The organism is Pseudomonas sp. WS 5027 (assembly GCF_012985695.1).
Lineage (GTDB): Bacteria > Pseudomonadota > Gammaproteobacteria > Pseudomonadales > Pseudomonadaceae > Aquipseudomonas > Aquipseudomonas hygromyciniae.
Genome location: NZ_JAAQWU010000002.1, coordinates 175,367 through 190,393, shown reverse-complemented (window position 1 = coordinate 190,393; position 15,027 = coordinate 175,367). Strand labels below are relative to the sequence as shown.

Here is a 15,027-nt window from a genome sequence, read left to right as displayed (position 1 = left end):
TTCACAGTTCAAAATGTGGGAGCTGGCTTGCCTGCGATAGCGATGTATCTATCAGTACAAATCCACCGGATCGACATCCAACGACCATCGCACCTGTCGCCCGCTGGGCATTTGCTCCAGAGCAAGCAACCAGCTACTTAATAGGCGATGCAGCGGCGCGCGGGCGCTGGCTTGCAAGAGTAACTGCGCGCGATAACGCCCGGCGCGGCGTTCCATCGGTGCTGGCACAGGGCCCAGCAACTCAATGCCGCTCAGACCCAGCTCGCCGAGCAAACGTTCAGCCGCGCTGCATGCTTCATCCAGGAAACCTTCGGCCTGTCCCGGTTTATGGGCCTCGGCGCGCAACAGCGCAAGGTGCGCAAAGGGCGGTAGGCCGGCGGAGCGACGCTCGCTCAATGCCTGCTCGGCGAAGGCGAAGTAGCCTTGCTCTGTCAGTTGAATCAGCAGTGGGTGGTCGGCCAAGTGGGTCTGGATGATCACTTTGCCGGGTTCCTCGGCACGTCCGGCGCGGCCTGCGACCTGCACGATCAGTTGCGCCATGCGCTCACTGGCGCGAAAGTCCCCGGAGAACAACCCGCCATCGGCATCCAGAATCGAGACCAGGGTCACGCGGGGGAAGTGATGGCCTTTAGCAAGCATCTGCGTGCCTACCAAAATGCAGGGCTGGCCTTTCTGGATGGTGGCAAACAACTGGTTCATCGCGTCCTTGCGCGACGTACTGTCGCGGTCTACCCGCAGCACCGGGAAGTCCGGAAACAGAATCCCCAGGCGTTCCTCGGCGCGCTCGGTGCCTGCGCCTACTGGCCGCAGGTCGACTTTGCCGCATTGCGGGCAATGGCGCGGGACCCGTTCCACATGGCCGCAGTGATGGCAGCGCAACTCGCCGGAGCGCTGGTGTATGGTCATCCGTGCATCGCAACGGTTGCACTCGGACATCCAGCCGCAGTCGTGACACAGCAGAGTCGGCGCAAAGCCCCGGCGATTGAGGAACACCAGCACTTGCTGGCCGGCAGCCAGGGTCTGGCCGATGGCTTGTTGCATCGGCCCGGAAATCCCGCTGTCCAGTGGTCGGCTTTTCACATCCAGGCGCAGGAAGCGCGGTTGCTTGGCACCGCCTGCCCGCTCGTTGAGGCGCAGCAGGCCGTAGCGCCCGGTGTAGGCGTTGTGCAGGCTCTCGAGGGAGGGCGTGGCCGAGCCCAGCACAATCGGAATGTTTTCCTGGCGGGCGCGCACCAGTGCCAGGTCGCGAGCGTGGTAGCGCAGGCCTTCCTGCTGTTTGTAAGAACCGTCGTGTTCTTCGTCGATGATGATCAGGCCGGGGTTTTTCATCGGCGTGAACAGGGCCGAGCGGGTGCCGATAATAATGTCGGCCTCGCCGTCCCGGGCGGCAAGCCAGGACTCCAGGCGCTCGCGGTCGTTGACGGCCGAGTGCACCAGGGCAATCCGCGCATTGAAGCGTTGCTCGAAGCGCGCCAGGGTCTGGGGGCCGAGGTTGATCTCGGGGATCAGCACCAGTGCCTGCTTACCGGCTTCCAGGGTTTCGCGGATCAACTGCAAATAGACTTCGGTCTTGCCACTGCCGGTGACGCCGGCCAGCAGGAACGCGTGGAAGCTGTCGGCACCGGCGCTGATGGCTTCAAAGGCGGCGCGCTGTTCCGGGTTCAGCGGCAATTCCGGTTGGGCCAGCCAGTGTTCATGGCGCTCGCCGGGGGCATGGCGGCGGATTTCCACCTGCACCAGGTCCTTGGCCAGCAGCAGGTCCAGGCTGTCTTTGCTCAACATCAGTTTGCTCAGCAACTGATGGGCAACGCCGTGGGGATGCTGCGCCAGGGTGGCCAGGGCCTCACGCTGGCGCGGGGCGCGGGCGATGCGCGGGTCGTCCAGGCGCGCGCCGGGGGCCATCGACCAGAAGCGCTCCTGGCGGGCCTCGGCCAGCTCGCCCTGGCGCAACAGCACCGGCAACGCCCAGCTCAACGTGTCGCCCAGGCTGTGCTGGTAATACTGGGAGGTCCACAGGCATAGCTTGAACAGCGACGCCGGTAGCGGGGGCGTGGCATCGAGGATGGCCAGGGCCGGCTTGAGCTTTTCTGCCGGCACTTCGCTGTGGTCCGCCACTTCGATCAGGATCCCGATCATCTCCCGTCGGCCGAACGGCACGCGCACGCGCATCCCCGGCTGCAACTGCGCCCGCACCATACCGGCAGGCGCCCGATAATCGAACAAGCGGCGCAGGGGCGAGGGCAGGGCGAGGCGCAAAATGGCGTCGGGCACGCGGGAGGTTCTCATATGGCAGGCGGTGGAGAAGGGCGCGAGCCTAGCAGACCCGCAGGGGAGTGTCCTGCCACAGTTTCTGATGAAAGGGGGCATGGCGGCGCTTGCGCGTTTAAAAAGCTCTGGTAGAATCCGCGGCCTAATTACGTGCGGTATTCGACAATAGTGTCGAGTGGCGGCACGCTAGCCTGAGGAAGACACCATGAAAGCCGATATCCATCCAGCGTACGAAACCATCCAAGTTACTTGCAGCTGCGGCAACAAGTTCGAAACTCGTTCGAACCTGTGCAAGCCACTGGGTACTGACGTATGCAACGAGTGCCACCCGTTCTACACCGGTAAGCAGAAGACTCTGGATACTGGCGGCCGTGTTCAGCGCTTCGCCGACCGTTTCGGTGCTTTCGGCAAGAAAGCTCCAGCTGCAGAGTAAGGTTCAAGAGCCTGATGGGCTTTTACCTGCTAATGAAAAAGGCGTCCCTTGCGGGCGCCTTTTTTGTGCCTGCGATTTGGCTGTCGGCCGCCCAGGCCGAGGTGTTTTGCCCTACGCCCGCTGCACTCAGCACCTTCGAGGTGCAGCGCGTGGTCGATGGCGATACTGTCCGTCTCAAGGACGGCCGCAGTGTGCGGATGATCGGCGTCAATGCCCCGGAGACCGGCAAGAAAGGCCGCCCGGACGAGCCATTCGCCGTGGCGGCGCGCCAACGCCTGCAAGGGTTGGTGGATGCCAGTGGTGGTCGGGTCGGGGTGGTGTCGGGACGTGAGGGCAAGGACCGTTACGGGCGGACCCTGGCCCATCTTTATGGGGCCAACGGTGCGAATCTGGAGGCCCAACTGCTCGCCGAGGGCCTCGGATTCCTGGTGGCGGTGGCGCCGAATGTCGATCTGGTCGCCTGCCAGCAAGCGGCCGAGCGCAGTGCGCGCGCTGCCAGGTTGGGCCTGTGGCGCCAGTCGCCCGTGCAGAAAGCCGAGCAAATCAGGCAGTCGGGCTTTGCCGTGGTCAGTGGCCGGGTAAGCAAGGTCGAACGCAATCGTGGCGGGATCTGGATCGAATTGCAGGACTCTCTGGTATTACGGGTTGCACCCAATCTTGTCGGGCAATTCGATAACGCCCTGCTCAAGCGCTTGCAAGGCCAGGATATCGAGGCCCGTGGCTGGGTACTGGACCGCTCCCGGCGCGGCGGCCTGAAAAGTGGTCAGGCGCGCTGGCTGCTCCCGTTGACCGATCCCGGCATGCTGCAATTGGCACAATAGGAAAAATTGTAGACATTTTTTCCGTCGATTGTGAACAGTTGCAGGCCTTGTATCCCGTGGCTCTTGGCCGAAAGTCGTAGGGTAGGGCCCTTGACACCTGTGACTACTCAGTCTTGTGGGGACTTTGCGAGGCGAGTATCCTCGGCGATCCGTCGTCCAACAGTAAAAAGCGGAATGCCGATATGTCTGATTTGAAAACTGCCGCTCTCGAATATCATGCCCATCCTCGTCCAGGAAAGCTGAGTGTCGAGCTCACCAAAGCCACTGCTACCGCACGCGACCTGTCGCTGGCGTACAGCCCCGGTGTAGCCGAGCCCGTGCGTGAAATCGCCCGCGATCCCGAACTGGCCTACAAATACACCGGCAAGGGCAATCTGGTTGCAGTGATTTCTGATGGCACCGCGATTCTCGGCCTGGGTAACCTCGGCCCATTGGCCTCCAAGCCAGTGATGGAAGGCAAGGGCGTACTGTTCAAGCGCTTTGCCGGCATCGACGTCTTCGACATCGAAGTCGACTCCGAAAGCCCACAGGCCTTCATCGACACCGTCAAGCGCATCTCCATCACCTTCGGTGGCATCAACCTGGAAGACATCAAGGCACCTGAGTGCTTCGAGATCGAAAAGGCTCTGATCGAACAGTGCGACATCCCGGTATTCCACGATGACCAGCACGGCACCGCGATCGTTACCGCAGCCGGCATGATCAACGCCCTGGAAATCGCTGGCAAAACCCTGTCCGACGCGAAGATCGTCTGCCTGGGCGCCGGCGCTGCGGCCATCTCCTGCATGAAGCTGATCGTGAGCATGGGCGCCCGCCTTGAAAACATCTACATGGTCGACAGCAAGGGCGTGATCCAGTCCGAGCGTACCGACCTGAACCAGTACAAGGCGATGTTTGCCCACCCGTCCTCCAAGCGCACCCTGGCAGACGCTCTGGATGGTGCTGACGTGTTCGTCGGCCTGTCCGGTCCGAACCTGCTGAGCGCCGAAGGCCTGAAGTCCATGGCGGCCAACCCGATCGTGTTCGCCTGCTCGAACCCTGATCCGGAAATCGCCCCGGAACTGGCACACGCCACCCGTAACGACGTGATCATGGCCACTGGCCGCTCGGACTACCCGAACCAGGTCAACAACGTACTGGGCTTCCCGTTCATCTTCCGTGGCGCCCTGGACGTTCGCGCCAAGCGCATCAACGAAGAGATGAAAGTGGCTGCTGCCAACGCCCTGCGTGAACTGGCCAAGCTGCCGGTCCCTCAGGACGTGTGCGACGCCTACGGTGGCGGCAAACTGGAATTCGGTCGTGAGTACATCATTCCAAAACCAATGGATAAGCGCCTGATCACCGTGATCTCCGATGCCGTGGCCAAGGCCGCGATCGAGACCGGTGTGGCAACCCTGCCGTATCCGAAGAACTACCCGCTGCAAAGCGTGGATGATGTGTTCAACGGCTAAGCCGTTGTAGCGCACCAACAAAAAGCCCCGGCTCTTGCGAGTCGGGGCTTTTTTGTGGCTCTACATATAACCCCTTGTGGGAGCGGGCTTGCTCGCGAAGGCGGTGGATCAGTCGGCATTTTTGGTGACTGACCCACCGCCTTCGCGAGCAAGCCCGCTCCCACATTGGGGTCTGTGTAATCAGAACAAGTCGATCGGCGCCGACTCATCCGCCGGCAACGGGCTGCCCGGTGCCACGCCATTCCCCAGTTCATTCATCGACGGCGGTGTGTCTTCGCTCTTGAACAGTTCAAAGTACGCATTCGGCGTGCCGGGTGCTGCAGCGCGGCCGCTGATCGGGTCGATGCGCAGGCTGAGGATGCCTTCCGGCTCGGCCTGGGTGTGGGCCGGCTTGTCCTTGAGGGCGCCGCCCATGTAGCTCATCCAGATCGGTAGCGCGACGGTGCCGCCGTATTCGCGGCGGCCGAGGCTTTCCGGCTGGTCGTAACCCGTCCAGACGGTGGTGATGTAGTCGGCGTTGTAGCCGGAGAACCACGCATCCTTGGATTCATTGGTGGTACCGGTCTTGCCCGCCAGGTCCGTGCGGCCCAGGGCCAGCGCACGGCGGCCAGTGCCGCGCTTGATCACGTCCTGCAGCATGCTGGTGAGGATGTAGGTGGTACGTCCGTCAACCACGCGCTCAGCCACCGCCGGTGTTTGCGGGACGGCTGCGGCATCGGTGGGGACAGCGCCAGGCACAGGCTCGATAGTGATGCCGCCGTTGGCAGGGGCGGCCAGGCCATCGCTGGCGGCGACACCGTTGGGTACGCTTGGCGGGTTGGCGACAAACAGTGTGTCGCCGTTGCGGCTCTCGATCTTGTCGATCAGGTACGGTGTGATCTTGTAGCCGCCGTTGGCAAACGTGCTCCAGCCCGTCGCGATTTCCATCGGGGTGAGGGTGGCAGTGCCCAGGGCCAGGGACAGGTTGGGCGGCAGGTCCTGCTTGTTGAAGCCAAAGCGGGTCATGTAGTCGATGGTCTTGCCCACGCCCATCGCCTGCAGCAAGCGGATCGACACCAGGTTGCGCGACTTGTACAGCGCCTCGCGCACGCGGATCGGCCCGAGGAAGGTGTTGGTGTCGTTCTTCGGACGCCAGACCTTGTCCAGGTACTCATCGACAAAAACGATAGGCGCGTCGTTGACCAGACTGGCTGCGGTATAGCCGTTATCCAGCGCGGCGCTGTAGACAAATGGCTTGAAGCTCGAGCCCGGCTGGCGCTTGGCCTGGGTGGCGCGGTTGTAGTTGCTCTGCTCGAAGGCGAAGCCACCGACCAGGGCGCGGATCGCACCGTTCTGCGGGTCCAGGGAAACCAGGGCGCCCTGGGCGACCGGGACCTGGCTGAATTTCAGGCTGTCGTCCTTCTGGCGCTGCACGCGGATCAGGTCGCCGACCTGGGTCACGTCCGATGGCTGCTTGGGCATCGGCCCCATGCTGTTAGTGTTCAGGAATGGGCGCGCCCACTTCATGCTGTCCCAAGCCACATGTTCTTCGCCGCTGCGGGTCAGTACCTGCACGCCGTCTTTTTTCACCTGGGTGACGATGGCGGGATCCAGGCCGCTGATGGAGCGCTGCTTGCCCAGTTCGACCGTCCAGGCGCTCAGGGTCTTGCCCGGCAGGCGCGATTCCGGCCCACGGTAGCCATGGCGCTGGTCATAGGTGATCAGCCCTTCATGCACGGCGTTGTTGGCGATTTCCTGCAAGTTGCTCGGAATGGTCGTAGTGACGCGGAAACCTTCGGTGTAGGCATCGCTGCCATAGCGGCCGACCATTTCGGCGCGGGCCATCTCGGCGATGTACGGCGCGCTGACTTCTGGCGTCGGTACGTGGTAACTGGCATTCAACGGCTCGGCTACCGCCGTTTCATAGGCGTTCTGGTCGATCTTGCCCAGTTTGTACATGCGCCCCAGGATCCAGTCGCGACGCTCCTTGCTGCGGGCCGGGTTGGCCAGCGGGTTGAAGCGCGATGGCGCTTTGGGCAGGCCGGCAATCATTGCCATTTGTGCCAGGCTGGCGTCACGAATCGACTTGCCGTAGTACACCTGAGACGCCGCCTCGATCCCATAGGCGCGGTTGCCCAGGTAGATCTTGTTGACGTACAGCTCAAGGATTTCGTCCTTGGTCAGTTGGCGTTCAATCTGCAGCGCCAGGAGGATTTCCGTGGCCTTGCGCGAGAAGCTGCGCTCGCTGGTGAGGAAGAAGTTCTTCGCCACCTGCATGGTGATGGTGCTGCCGCCCGATTGAATGTGTCCGCTTTTTACCAGTTGCGTGGCCGCACGCACCAGGCTGCTGGGGTCGACGCCATAGTGGTTGGCAAAATTATCGTCTTCGGCCGACAGCAGGGCATTGATGAAATTGGGCGGAATGTCGGCGAAACGGATCGGGGTGCGGCGCATTTCGCCGAACTCCGCGATCAGTTTTTCATCGCTGCTGTAGACCCGCAAAGGAATCTGCAACTGGATACTTCTCAGGGCCTCTACCGAGGGCAATCCCGGGCTAAGGTAGAGATAGGCGCCGCTGAACACGAGCAGCAGCCCGCAAACGATCGCGACGAAGGAGTACCCGAAAAACTTCAGCAGACGAATCAAGGCTTTTGGATTTCCAGAGAAAAGAATGAGTTAGGTGTCGGGATAGGCATGACTAGGAATGTATCGACCCGACCTGCGGATAAAAAGCGGGAAAAAACGCTGGGCATTAAAGCATTTTTCGCCTCGGGGCGTCATGGGCGCCGCTCAACCGAGCCGACCGAATGCATCAAACCCGCAACTGAGCAGCCCTGAGACAGGCAAAGCTTTAGGGAGTTTTATGAGAAAGGGATTTTTCAAGCGAAAAGCCGATACTTTACTGGGTGTGGACATCCAGGACAGCGGCGTCAAGGTATTGGAGCTGGCCCGTGCCGGCGAGGACTATGCGGTGCGTGCATATGCGAGCCAGCCGTTGCCGGGCCATGCGGTGGTCGACAGTAATATCGTTGATCTGGAGGTTGTCGCGCAGACCATTTCCAAGGCATTGTTCCGGGCGCAGATCCAGGTCACGCATGCCGCAGTTGCCGTGGCGGGCTCTGCGGTGATCAGCCGGGTGGTTGCGCTGGAGGCGGGGCTTGAGCCCGACGAGATGGAGCAGCGCTTGCGCTGTGAAGCCGACCAGTACATTCCTTATCCGCTAGATGAGGTAGCCATTGATTTTCAGGTCCAGGGCCCATCGGGTCGTGAACCCGGTTATGTTGATGTGCTGCTTGTGGCGTGTCTCAAGGAGCAGGTGGAAGCGCGCGAAGCGGTATTGGCCATGGCTGGCCTGGTTGCGCGAGTGGTGGATGTAGAAGCGTTTGCCATGGCGCGGATGACCGACCAGGTGGTCGCCCGGATAGCGCCGGGGAGTGGGATCAATAGTGCACAATGGGCAGCCGATGCCCAGGGATTGCGGGTCGCCTGCGGTTTGGCCCTCAGGAGTTTCGATTGATGACAAGAATCAACCTTTTACCCTGGCGTGAAGAACGCGCTGAGCGCCGTCGCAGGTTTTTCCTGATTTTTCTGTTGGTGATCACCACTATTGCATTGGCAGCCGTATGGCTGGCTGACCGGGTCATTGACCGGGCGATTGATCGGCAAGTGGCCCGTAACAACCACTTGAGCAAGCAAGTCACGGTATTGGACTCGCGGATCAAGACCATCGACGAACTGCGCGAACAGCGTCAGCAACTGATGGAGCGGATGAAGGTGGTCGAAGACCTACAGGGTCATCGCGCATCCGGCCAGGAGTTGTTCGATCAGTTGGCCCGGGCGATGCCGGATGGCGTTCAACTGCGCGAGGTGAGTGTCAGTGGCACATCGGTGGAGGTCACCGGCACGGCGGTGTCCAGCGATGATGTCGCCCGGCTGATGCGCAGCCTGGAAGCTTCCAACACGCTACGCGCGCCCAATCTGCGGCATGTCCGGGCCGAGGAGGGTGGTGCGGGCAGCGCCTTCCAGTTGATGGTGGACCATGGGGAGCACCGGGAGACGCAGCGGTGAGCCTCGTGTCCAGCCCGCCAGGGCTGGCACTCCCGCAACTCTCCACGCTGTACCGCAACACCGCTCGCTGGCCGTTGGCTGGCAGGCTTGTGGTGGGCGCGGTACTCGCCTCGCTGGTGCTGGTGGCGGGGGATGCTGTCTACCTGAGCAGCGCCCGCGAGGTGTTGCAACGCCAGGAAGCGGGAGAAATAGCGCTGCGCCAGCAGTTTGCTGCAAAAGCCCGGCAAGCTGCCCAGCATGAAGGGGTAGTGCGCGAGCTTGAAACCCTACGTGTCGCCTTCAACGAGCAGTTGCGCCAAATGCCGACACTGACGCAAATGCCCGGCTTGCTGGAAGACTTCGCCCGGCTGGGGCAAGCCAGCGGGGTGCTGCTCGAGCAACTCAGTGTGCAGGAGGAGCAGGTGCAGCCCGTGTTCGTCGAGCGGCCGATGCAGCTCAGGCTGCTCGGTACCTATCACGATCTGTTGGCCTTCATCAGTGGGGTGGCTGGGTTGTCGCATATCGTTACCCTGCATGACTTTGTCATTCGTCCTGAGGGTCCCCAGGATGGCGCATTGTTGAGCCTGACGATGCTCGCCAAGACCTACAGGTACGGCAACCAGGGAGCCTTGCCATGAACCGCCTCAAGGTTGCCTGCCTGAGCTTGCTGCTTCTGGCTGGATGCGAGCGTGACCCGCAGTTGCAGGCGTTGAATGACGAATTGCAATTGATTCGCCCGCAGGCGCTGCCTCTTGCGGACGAAACGCCGGCAGCATTGGCGGGGCCGCAGGTTGTCTCCAGCTCGCCACCTGTGCGTGATCCCTTCCAGCCACCGGACCGGCCTGCCAGTCGCCCCACCGGCAAACCCGGACCTGCGCCGGACTTCGACCGCCCCCGGCAGTTTCTCGAAGGTTTTGCCGTGGACCAGTTCCAGATGGTCGGCACCTTGTCCCTGGGCGCGCAGACATTTGCCCTGCTGCGCGGCGCGGCAGGTGTTCATCGCCTGGCGGTGGGGGATTATCTGGGGGCCGACCATGGGCGTGTCGTGGCGATCCATGAGGGGCAGTTGGAGCTGGTCGAACTTTTTCCCGATGGCGAGGGTGCCTGGCTTGAGCGCCCGCGCACCTTGGTGTTGAACGTGAACTCATAACGGAAGCAAAAAATGAAAAGGATTATTTCGTCCTTCGGTGTGGCGCTATGGATAGCGTTCACGGCACCGATGACTGAGGCTGTGCCCAAGCGGATTGACCTGATTCAACTGCCACCTCCCGGTGCTTCGCCCTTGGGCGCCGGGCGTGGGGTCTATAGCGGTGACAGGCTCTCTCTCAACTTCCAGGACATCGAGGTTCGCGCAGTACTTCAGCAGATTGCCGACGTGGCTGGCCTCAACCTGGTGGCCGGCGATGATGTGCAGGGCTCGATTACCCTGCGCCTCAAGGACGTGCCCTGGGATCAGGCCCTGGACCTGGTGCTGCAAGCCAAGGGGCTCGACAAGCGGGTGACGGCCAATGTGCTGCTGGTGGCGCCGGCTGAAGAGCTGGCCTCCCGCGAACTGCTGGCCTTGGAGTCACGCAAGTTGATGACCGAGCTGGCGCCCTTGCGGCGAGAGCTTTTGCAAGTCAATTACGCCAAGGCGGCCGAGTTGGCCAAGCTGTTCCAGTCGGTGAGCGGGCCTGAAGGCGTGGCCGATGAGCGTGGTTCGGTGACGGTAGATGACCGTACCAACAACATCATCGCCTACCAGACGGGGGAGCGCCTGGAGGAGCTGCGGCGCATCGTCAATCAGTTGGATATCCCGGTGCGCCAGGTGATGATCGAGGCGCGGATAGTCGAAGCCAATGTCGACTATGACAAAAGTGTGGGCGTGCGCTGGGGTGGTTTGCTGCGCAATAAAGGTAATTGGGGCGGTGGTGGGGTTGGCAATAAAACGCCAGGTGAGGGGGAGCCGCCCGATAGCTCGCCGTTCGTTGACCTGGGCGTGGTTAACGCAAGCTCTGGCCTGGGCGTCGCATTTATCACCGATAACGTGCTGCTGGACCTGGAACTCACGGCCATGGAAAAGGGCGGCAACGGCGAAGTGATCTCCCAGCCCAAGGTGGTCACCTCCAACAAGGAGACCGCGCGGATTCTCAAGGGCACCGAGATTCCTTACCAGGAAGCCACTTCCGAGGGGGCGACTTCGGTCTCGTTCAAGGAGGCCTCGCTTTCTCTGGAGGTGACGCCGCAAATCACCCCGGATGATCAGGTCATCATGGAGGTCCGGGTGACCAAGGATGAGCCGGACTACCTGAACAAACTCAACGATGTGCCGCCGATCAAGAAGAACGAGGTCACTGCCAAGGTTCTGGTCAAGGATGGCGAGACCATTGTCCTTGGCGGGGTTTTCTCCAAAAACCAAAGCAAGGTGGTAGATAAAGTGCCATTTTTGGGCGATGTGCCGTATCTTGGCCGCCTTTTCCGGCGTGATGTCGTTGCCCAAAGAAAATCCGAGCTGCTGGTATTCCTGACTCCGCGTATTATGAATAACCAGGCGATTGCTGTGAGTCGTTGATTCTGTGCGAAATTTGATTCTTGTAGGGCCGATGGGGGCTGGAAAAAGCACCATCGGCCGTTTGCTGGCCAAAGAGCTGCGCCTGCCATTCAAAGACTCCGATAAGGAAATTGAATTGCGCACGGGCGCCAATATCCCGTGGATCTTCGATAAGGAAGGCGAACTGGGCTTTCGTGACCGCGAGCAGGCGATGATTGCCGAACTGTGCGGCTGCGATGGCGTGGTATTGGCCACCGGCGGCGGCGCGGTGATGCGCGAGGAAAACCGACGGGCATTGCATGCCGGCGGTCGTGTGGTCTATTTGCATGCGTCGGTCGAGCAGCAGGTCGGGCGCACTGCACGTGATCGCAACCGGCCATTGCTGCGCACCGCCAACCCCGAGAAAACCCTGCGGGACTTGCTGACGCTGCGCGATCCGCTTTATCGGGAAATCGCCGATCTGGTGGTGGAAACCGATGAACGGCCACCGCGCATGGTCGTAATCGATATTCTCGAGCGCTTGCAGCAACTTGCGCCCCGTTAAAGCCAGGGCCGAAATGCGCTATCCTCGGCAACGCGTTGCAGCCGTTCGAGGTGTGGCGTAGAGCCATCAGGCAACGTCCGATCTCGACGGTGCCAACAACGTTAATACAGGGCAGGACGCCTGCTTCCATCTTCAGCGCGGGGACACATGCAGACACTTAAGGTCGATCTTGGCGAGCGTAGCTACCCGATCCATATTGGCGAAGGTTTGTTGGACCAGCCCGAGTTGCTCGCGCCGCATATTGCCGGGCGACAAGTGGCAATCATCTCCAACGAGACAGTGGCGCCGCTCTACCTTGAGCGTCTGAGTCGCAGCCTTGCGGCGTATTCGGTGATCTCGGTGATTCTTCCCGATGGCGAAGCGTTCAAGAACTGGGAAACCCTGCAACTGATCTTTGACGGGCTGCTCACCGCGCGCCACGACCGGCGTACCACGGTGGTAGCCCTTGGCGGCGGCGTGATCGGCGACATGGCCGGCTTTGCTGCGGCGTGTTACCAGCGTGGCGTGGACTTTATCCAGGTGCCGACCACCCTGCTGTCCCAGGTCGATTCGTCGGTGGGCGGCAAGACCGGCATCAACCATCCCCTGGGCAAGAACATGGTCGGCGCGTTCTACCAGCCCAATGCCGTGCTGATCGATACTGCGACCCTCAATACCTTGCCGCCCCGCGAGCTGTCGGCGGGCCTGGCGGAAGTCATCAAGTACGGGCTGATCTGTGACGAGCCGTTCCTGACCTGGCTTGAAGAACACGTCGATGCCTTGCGTAACCTGGACCAGGTGGCGCTGACTGAAGCCATCTCTCGCTCCTGCGCGGCCAAGGCCCTGGTGGTCAATGCCGACGAGCGTGAGTCGGGCGTACGCGCCACCTTGAACCTGGGCCACACCTTCGGTCATGCGATTGAAACCCACATGGGCTATGGTGTCTGGTTGCATGGAGAGGCTGTGGCGGCTGGCACCGTGATGGCGTTGGAGATGTCGCAACGCCTGGGCTGGATCAGTGCCCAAGAGCGTGATCGCGGTATTCGCCTGTTCCAGCGTGCCGGGTTGCCGGTCATTCCTCCCGAGGAAATGACCGAGGCTGACTTCCTTGAACATATGGCGATAGACAAGAAAGTGATCGATGGTCGTTTGCGTCTGGTGCTGTTGCGCCGAATGGGCGAAGCGGTAGTGACCGACGATTATCCGAAAGAGATTCTACAGGCCACGCTGGGAGCGGATTACCGCGCCCTGGCCCAGCTGAAAGGTTAACCAGATCCCGATGACTAGTTTGCATGCCGACGAGGCTTTCCTCGGCCATTACCAGTTGAGCCACGACCCTTTTGCGCCACGGGTCCCCGGTTTCAAGTTTTTCCCTGCGCAGCGCAAGCCGGTGCTGGGGCAGTTGCACCACCTGGCGCGCTATAGCCAGTTGCTGCTGGTGGTCACCGGCCCTTTGGGCAGCGGCAAGACCCTGCTGCGCCAGGCACTGGTGGCCAGCACCAACAAACAATCTGTGCAGAGCGTGGTGGTTTCCGCCCGCGGCGCCGGCGATGCGGCGGGCGTGTTGCGCCAGGTTGCCCAGGCGCTGGACGTGGCCAATGCCGAGCCGACCGCGATTCTCAAGCAAGTGGTGCAACTGGGCCTGACCGGCCAGGAAGTCTACCTGTTGGTGGACGACGCCGAGCAGCTCGACGAGTCTGCCCTCGAAGCCTTGCTGGCGCTGGCGGCGGGTACGCCGGAAGGTCGTCCCCATGTGTTCCTGTTCGGTGAGGCGTCGCTGATTGCCGATCTGGAGCAGCTCAGTGGCGAGCAAGAGCTGTTTCACGTCATCGAATTGCAGCCCTACGAAGAAGAAGAAACCCGCGAGTACCTGGCCCAGCGCCTTGAAGGCGCTGGCCAGGGCATCGAACTTTTCTCTGCCCAGCAGATCTCTGATATTCACGAAAGCTCCGACGGCTGGCCTGGCACCATCAACCAGGTGGCCCGGGATGCAATGATCGAAGCAATGATTGCCAGCCGCTCTGCGGTTAAGCGTCCAAAGATGGGGTTCACCATGCCGAAGAAACACGTACTGGCGATTTCTGCTGTTGTCGTGGTTGCCGTCGCCGCCGCCTGGTTGATTCCTGGCCGCAACAAGGCTCCGACCGCGCCAGGCGCGCCGACCGAGCAGGCGCAACTGCCACTGGGCAAGCCCACTACCAACGGCGCACCTGCCGTTGAATTTGCCGGCTCCGGCCAGCCTACCAACCTGCCGATGGTCGGCCAGCCGGTCATGCGTGGCCCGTTGGCAGAAGAAGCCGGCGCTATCTCCGAAGGCGACGACGGCGTGCCGGTAGAAGGCTCCAGCGCCACGCCGCCAACCGTTACCACCGTGGCCCCACCGCCTGGCGCAACAGCCAGCCCGGCACCTGTGCCGGCGGCCAAGCCAACGCCTGCCCCGACCCAGGTCGCCACCGCCAAGCCTGCCCCAGCCCCGGCCCCAGTGGTCAAACCGACGCCAGCCCCGGCGGCCAAGCCAGCGCCAGCCGCCAAGCCCGCTGAAAAACCGGTGACCGTGGCCAAGGCCGCTGCCGGCAGCGGCTGGTACGGCAGCCAACCGGCCAAGAACTATGTGGTGCAGATCCTCGGCACCAGCTCCGAAGCCAACGCCCAGGCGTTCGTGAAAGAGCAGGGCGGCGAGTACCGTTATTTCAAGAAAGTGCTCAACGGCAAGCCTCTCTACGTGATCACCTACGGCAGTTTCCCGAGCCGCGCGGCAGCCGATTCCGCGATCAAGGCCTTGCCAGCGAAGGTTCAGGCTGGTAAACCTTGGCCTCGCACTGTTGCCAGCGTTCAACAAGAACTCGCAACAACCCGCTGAAGATCCGGCGACCTTACCCAGGTCGCCCTCCCAGCACCTCAAAAAAACGACAACAGCGTGCAGCCCTGAAGGCCGCGCGCTTTGTGGTGTCTGCGTCACAGTGGCTTTTGAGTAG

At 61.8% G+C, this 15,027-nt stretch carries 11 protein-coding genes and 1 pseudogene; 10 read left to right on the top strand and 2 right to left on the bottom strand.

The window, feature by feature from the left end:
• Positions 1-51: 51 nt before the first annotated feature.
• Positions 52-2,271 (bottom strand): primosomal protein N', encoded by a 2,220-nt coding sequence (locus HBO09_RS03775; RefSeq protein WP_169992049.1) that lies wholly within the window; start codon positions 2,269-2,271, stop codon positions 52-54.
• A gap of 202 nt (positions 2,272-2,473) precedes the next feature.
• On the opposite strand from HBO09_RS03775, the gene rpmE reads away from it, so the two are divergent.
• The 3 genes from rpmE to HBO09_RS03760 all read left to right on the top strand — a co-directional run bounded on the left by rpmE (position 2,474) and on the right by HBO09_RS03760 (position 4,973).
• Positions 2,474-2,701 (top strand): 50S ribosomal protein L31, encoded by a 228-nt coding sequence (gene rpmE, locus HBO09_RS03770; protein ID WP_169992051.1) that lies wholly within the window; start codon positions 2,474-2,476, stop codon positions 2,699-2,701.
• A gap of 14 nt (positions 2,702-2,715) precedes the next feature.
• Positions 2,716-3,522, top strand: coding sequence for a thermonuclease family protein (locus HBO09_RS03765; protein WP_169992053.1), 807 nt, complete (start codon positions 2,716-2,718; stop codon positions 3,520-3,522).
• Between the two features lie 182 nt (positions 3,523-3,704).
• Positions 3,705-4,973 (top strand): malic enzyme-like NAD(P)-binding protein, encoded by a 1,269-nt coding sequence (locus HBO09_RS03760; RefSeq protein ID WP_029296057.1) that lies wholly within the window; start codon positions 3,705-3,707, stop codon positions 4,971-4,973.
• A 180-nt stretch (positions 4,974-5,153) separates the two neighbouring features.
• Here HBO09_RS03760 and HBO09_RS03755 read toward each other — a convergent pair whose 3' ends face one another.
• Positions 5,154-7,598, bottom strand: coding sequence for a penicillin-binding protein 1A (locus HBO09_RS03755; RefSeq protein ID WP_169992055.1), 2,445 nt, complete (start codon positions 7,596-7,598; stop codon positions 5,154-5,156).
• A 217-nt stretch (positions 7,599-7,815) separates the two neighbouring features.
• On the opposite strand from HBO09_RS03755, the gene pilM reads away from it, so the two are divergent.
• The 7 genes and pseudogenes from pilM to HBO09_RS03715 all read left to right on the top strand — a co-directional run bounded on the left by pilM (position 7,816) and on the right by HBO09_RS03715 (position 14,912).
• Complete coding sequence (gene pilM, locus HBO09_RS03750) at positions 7,816-8,469, top strand: type IV pilus assembly protein PilM (RefSeq protein ID WP_169992057.1); 654 nt, start codon at positions 7,816-7,818, stop codon at positions 8,467-8,469.
• Positions 8,469-9,020: a PilN domain-containing protein gene (locus tag HBO09_RS03745; protein ID WP_169992059.1), complete on the top strand. Its 552-nt coding sequence runs from the start codon at positions 8,469-8,471 to the stop codon at positions 9,018-9,020. Before pilM ends, HBO09_RS03745 begins: the two co-directional genes overlap by 1 nt.
• Positions 9,017-10,149: pseudogene (locus HBO09_RS29160) on the top strand (pilus assembly protein PilP). The gene HBO09_RS03745 and the pseudogene HBO09_RS29160 overlap by 4 nt, the downstream one beginning before the upstream one ends.
• A gap of 69 nt (positions 10,150-10,218) precedes the next feature.
• On the top strand, positions 10,219-11,550 hold the full coding sequence (locus tag HBO09_RS03730; protein ID WP_169992276.1) for a type IV pilus secretin PilQ family protein: 1,332 nt from the start codon (positions 10,219-10,221) through the stop codon (positions 11,548-11,550).
• A gap of 4 nt (positions 11,551-11,554) precedes the next feature.
• A complete protein-coding gene (gene aroK, locus HBO09_RS03725; RefSeq protein ID WP_029296072.1) occupies positions 11,555-12,073 on the top strand; it encodes a shikimate kinase AroK in 519 nt (172 codons plus the stop codon).
• A gap of 147 nt (positions 12,074-12,220) precedes the next feature.
• Positions 12,221-13,321: a 3-dehydroquinate synthase gene (gene aroB, locus HBO09_RS03720; protein ID WP_169992065.1), complete on the top strand. Its 1,101-nt coding sequence runs from the start codon at positions 12,221-12,223 to the stop codon at positions 13,319-13,321.
• A gap of 10 nt (positions 13,322-13,331) precedes the next feature.
• Complete coding sequence (locus HBO09_RS03715) at positions 13,332-14,912, top strand: AAA family ATPase (RefSeq protein WP_169992067.1); 1,581 nt, start codon at positions 13,332-13,334, stop codon at positions 14,910-14,912.
• Positions 14,913-15,027 lie beyond the last annotated feature (115 nt).

Excerpts from the sequence above, each read along its gene's own strand:
- rpmE (WP_169992051.1), top strand. The coding sequence starts at position 2,474 with ATGAAAGCCGATATCCATCCAGCGTACGAAACCATCCAAGTTACTTGC.
- HBO09_RS03765 (WP_169992053.1), top strand. The coding sequence starts at position 2,716 with ATGGGCTTTTACCTGCTAATGAAAAAGGCGTCCCTTGCGGGCGCCTTT.
- HBO09_RS03760 (WP_029296057.1), top strand. The coding sequence starts at position 3,705 with ATGTCTGATTTGAAAACTGCCGCTCTCGAATATCATGCCCATCCTCGT.
- pilM (WP_169992057.1), top strand. The coding sequence starts at position 7,816 with ATGAGAAAGGGATTTTTCAAGCGAAAAGCCGATACTTTACTGGGTGTG.
- HBO09_RS03745 (WP_169992059.1), top strand. The coding sequence starts at position 8,469 with ATGACAAGAATCAACCTTTTACCCTGGCGTGAAGAACGCGCTGAGCGC.
- HBO09_RS03730 (WP_169992276.1), top strand. The coding sequence starts at position 10,219 with ATGACTGAGGCTGTGCCCAAGCGGATTGACCTGATTCAACTGCCACCT.
- aroB (WP_169992065.1), top strand. The coding sequence starts at position 12,221 with ATGCAGACACTTAAGGTCGATCTTGGCGAGCGTAGCTACCCGATCCAT.
- HBO09_RS03715 (WP_169992067.1), top strand. The coding sequence starts at position 13,332 with ATGACTAGTTTGCATGCCGACGAGGCTTTCCTCGGCCATTACCAGTTG.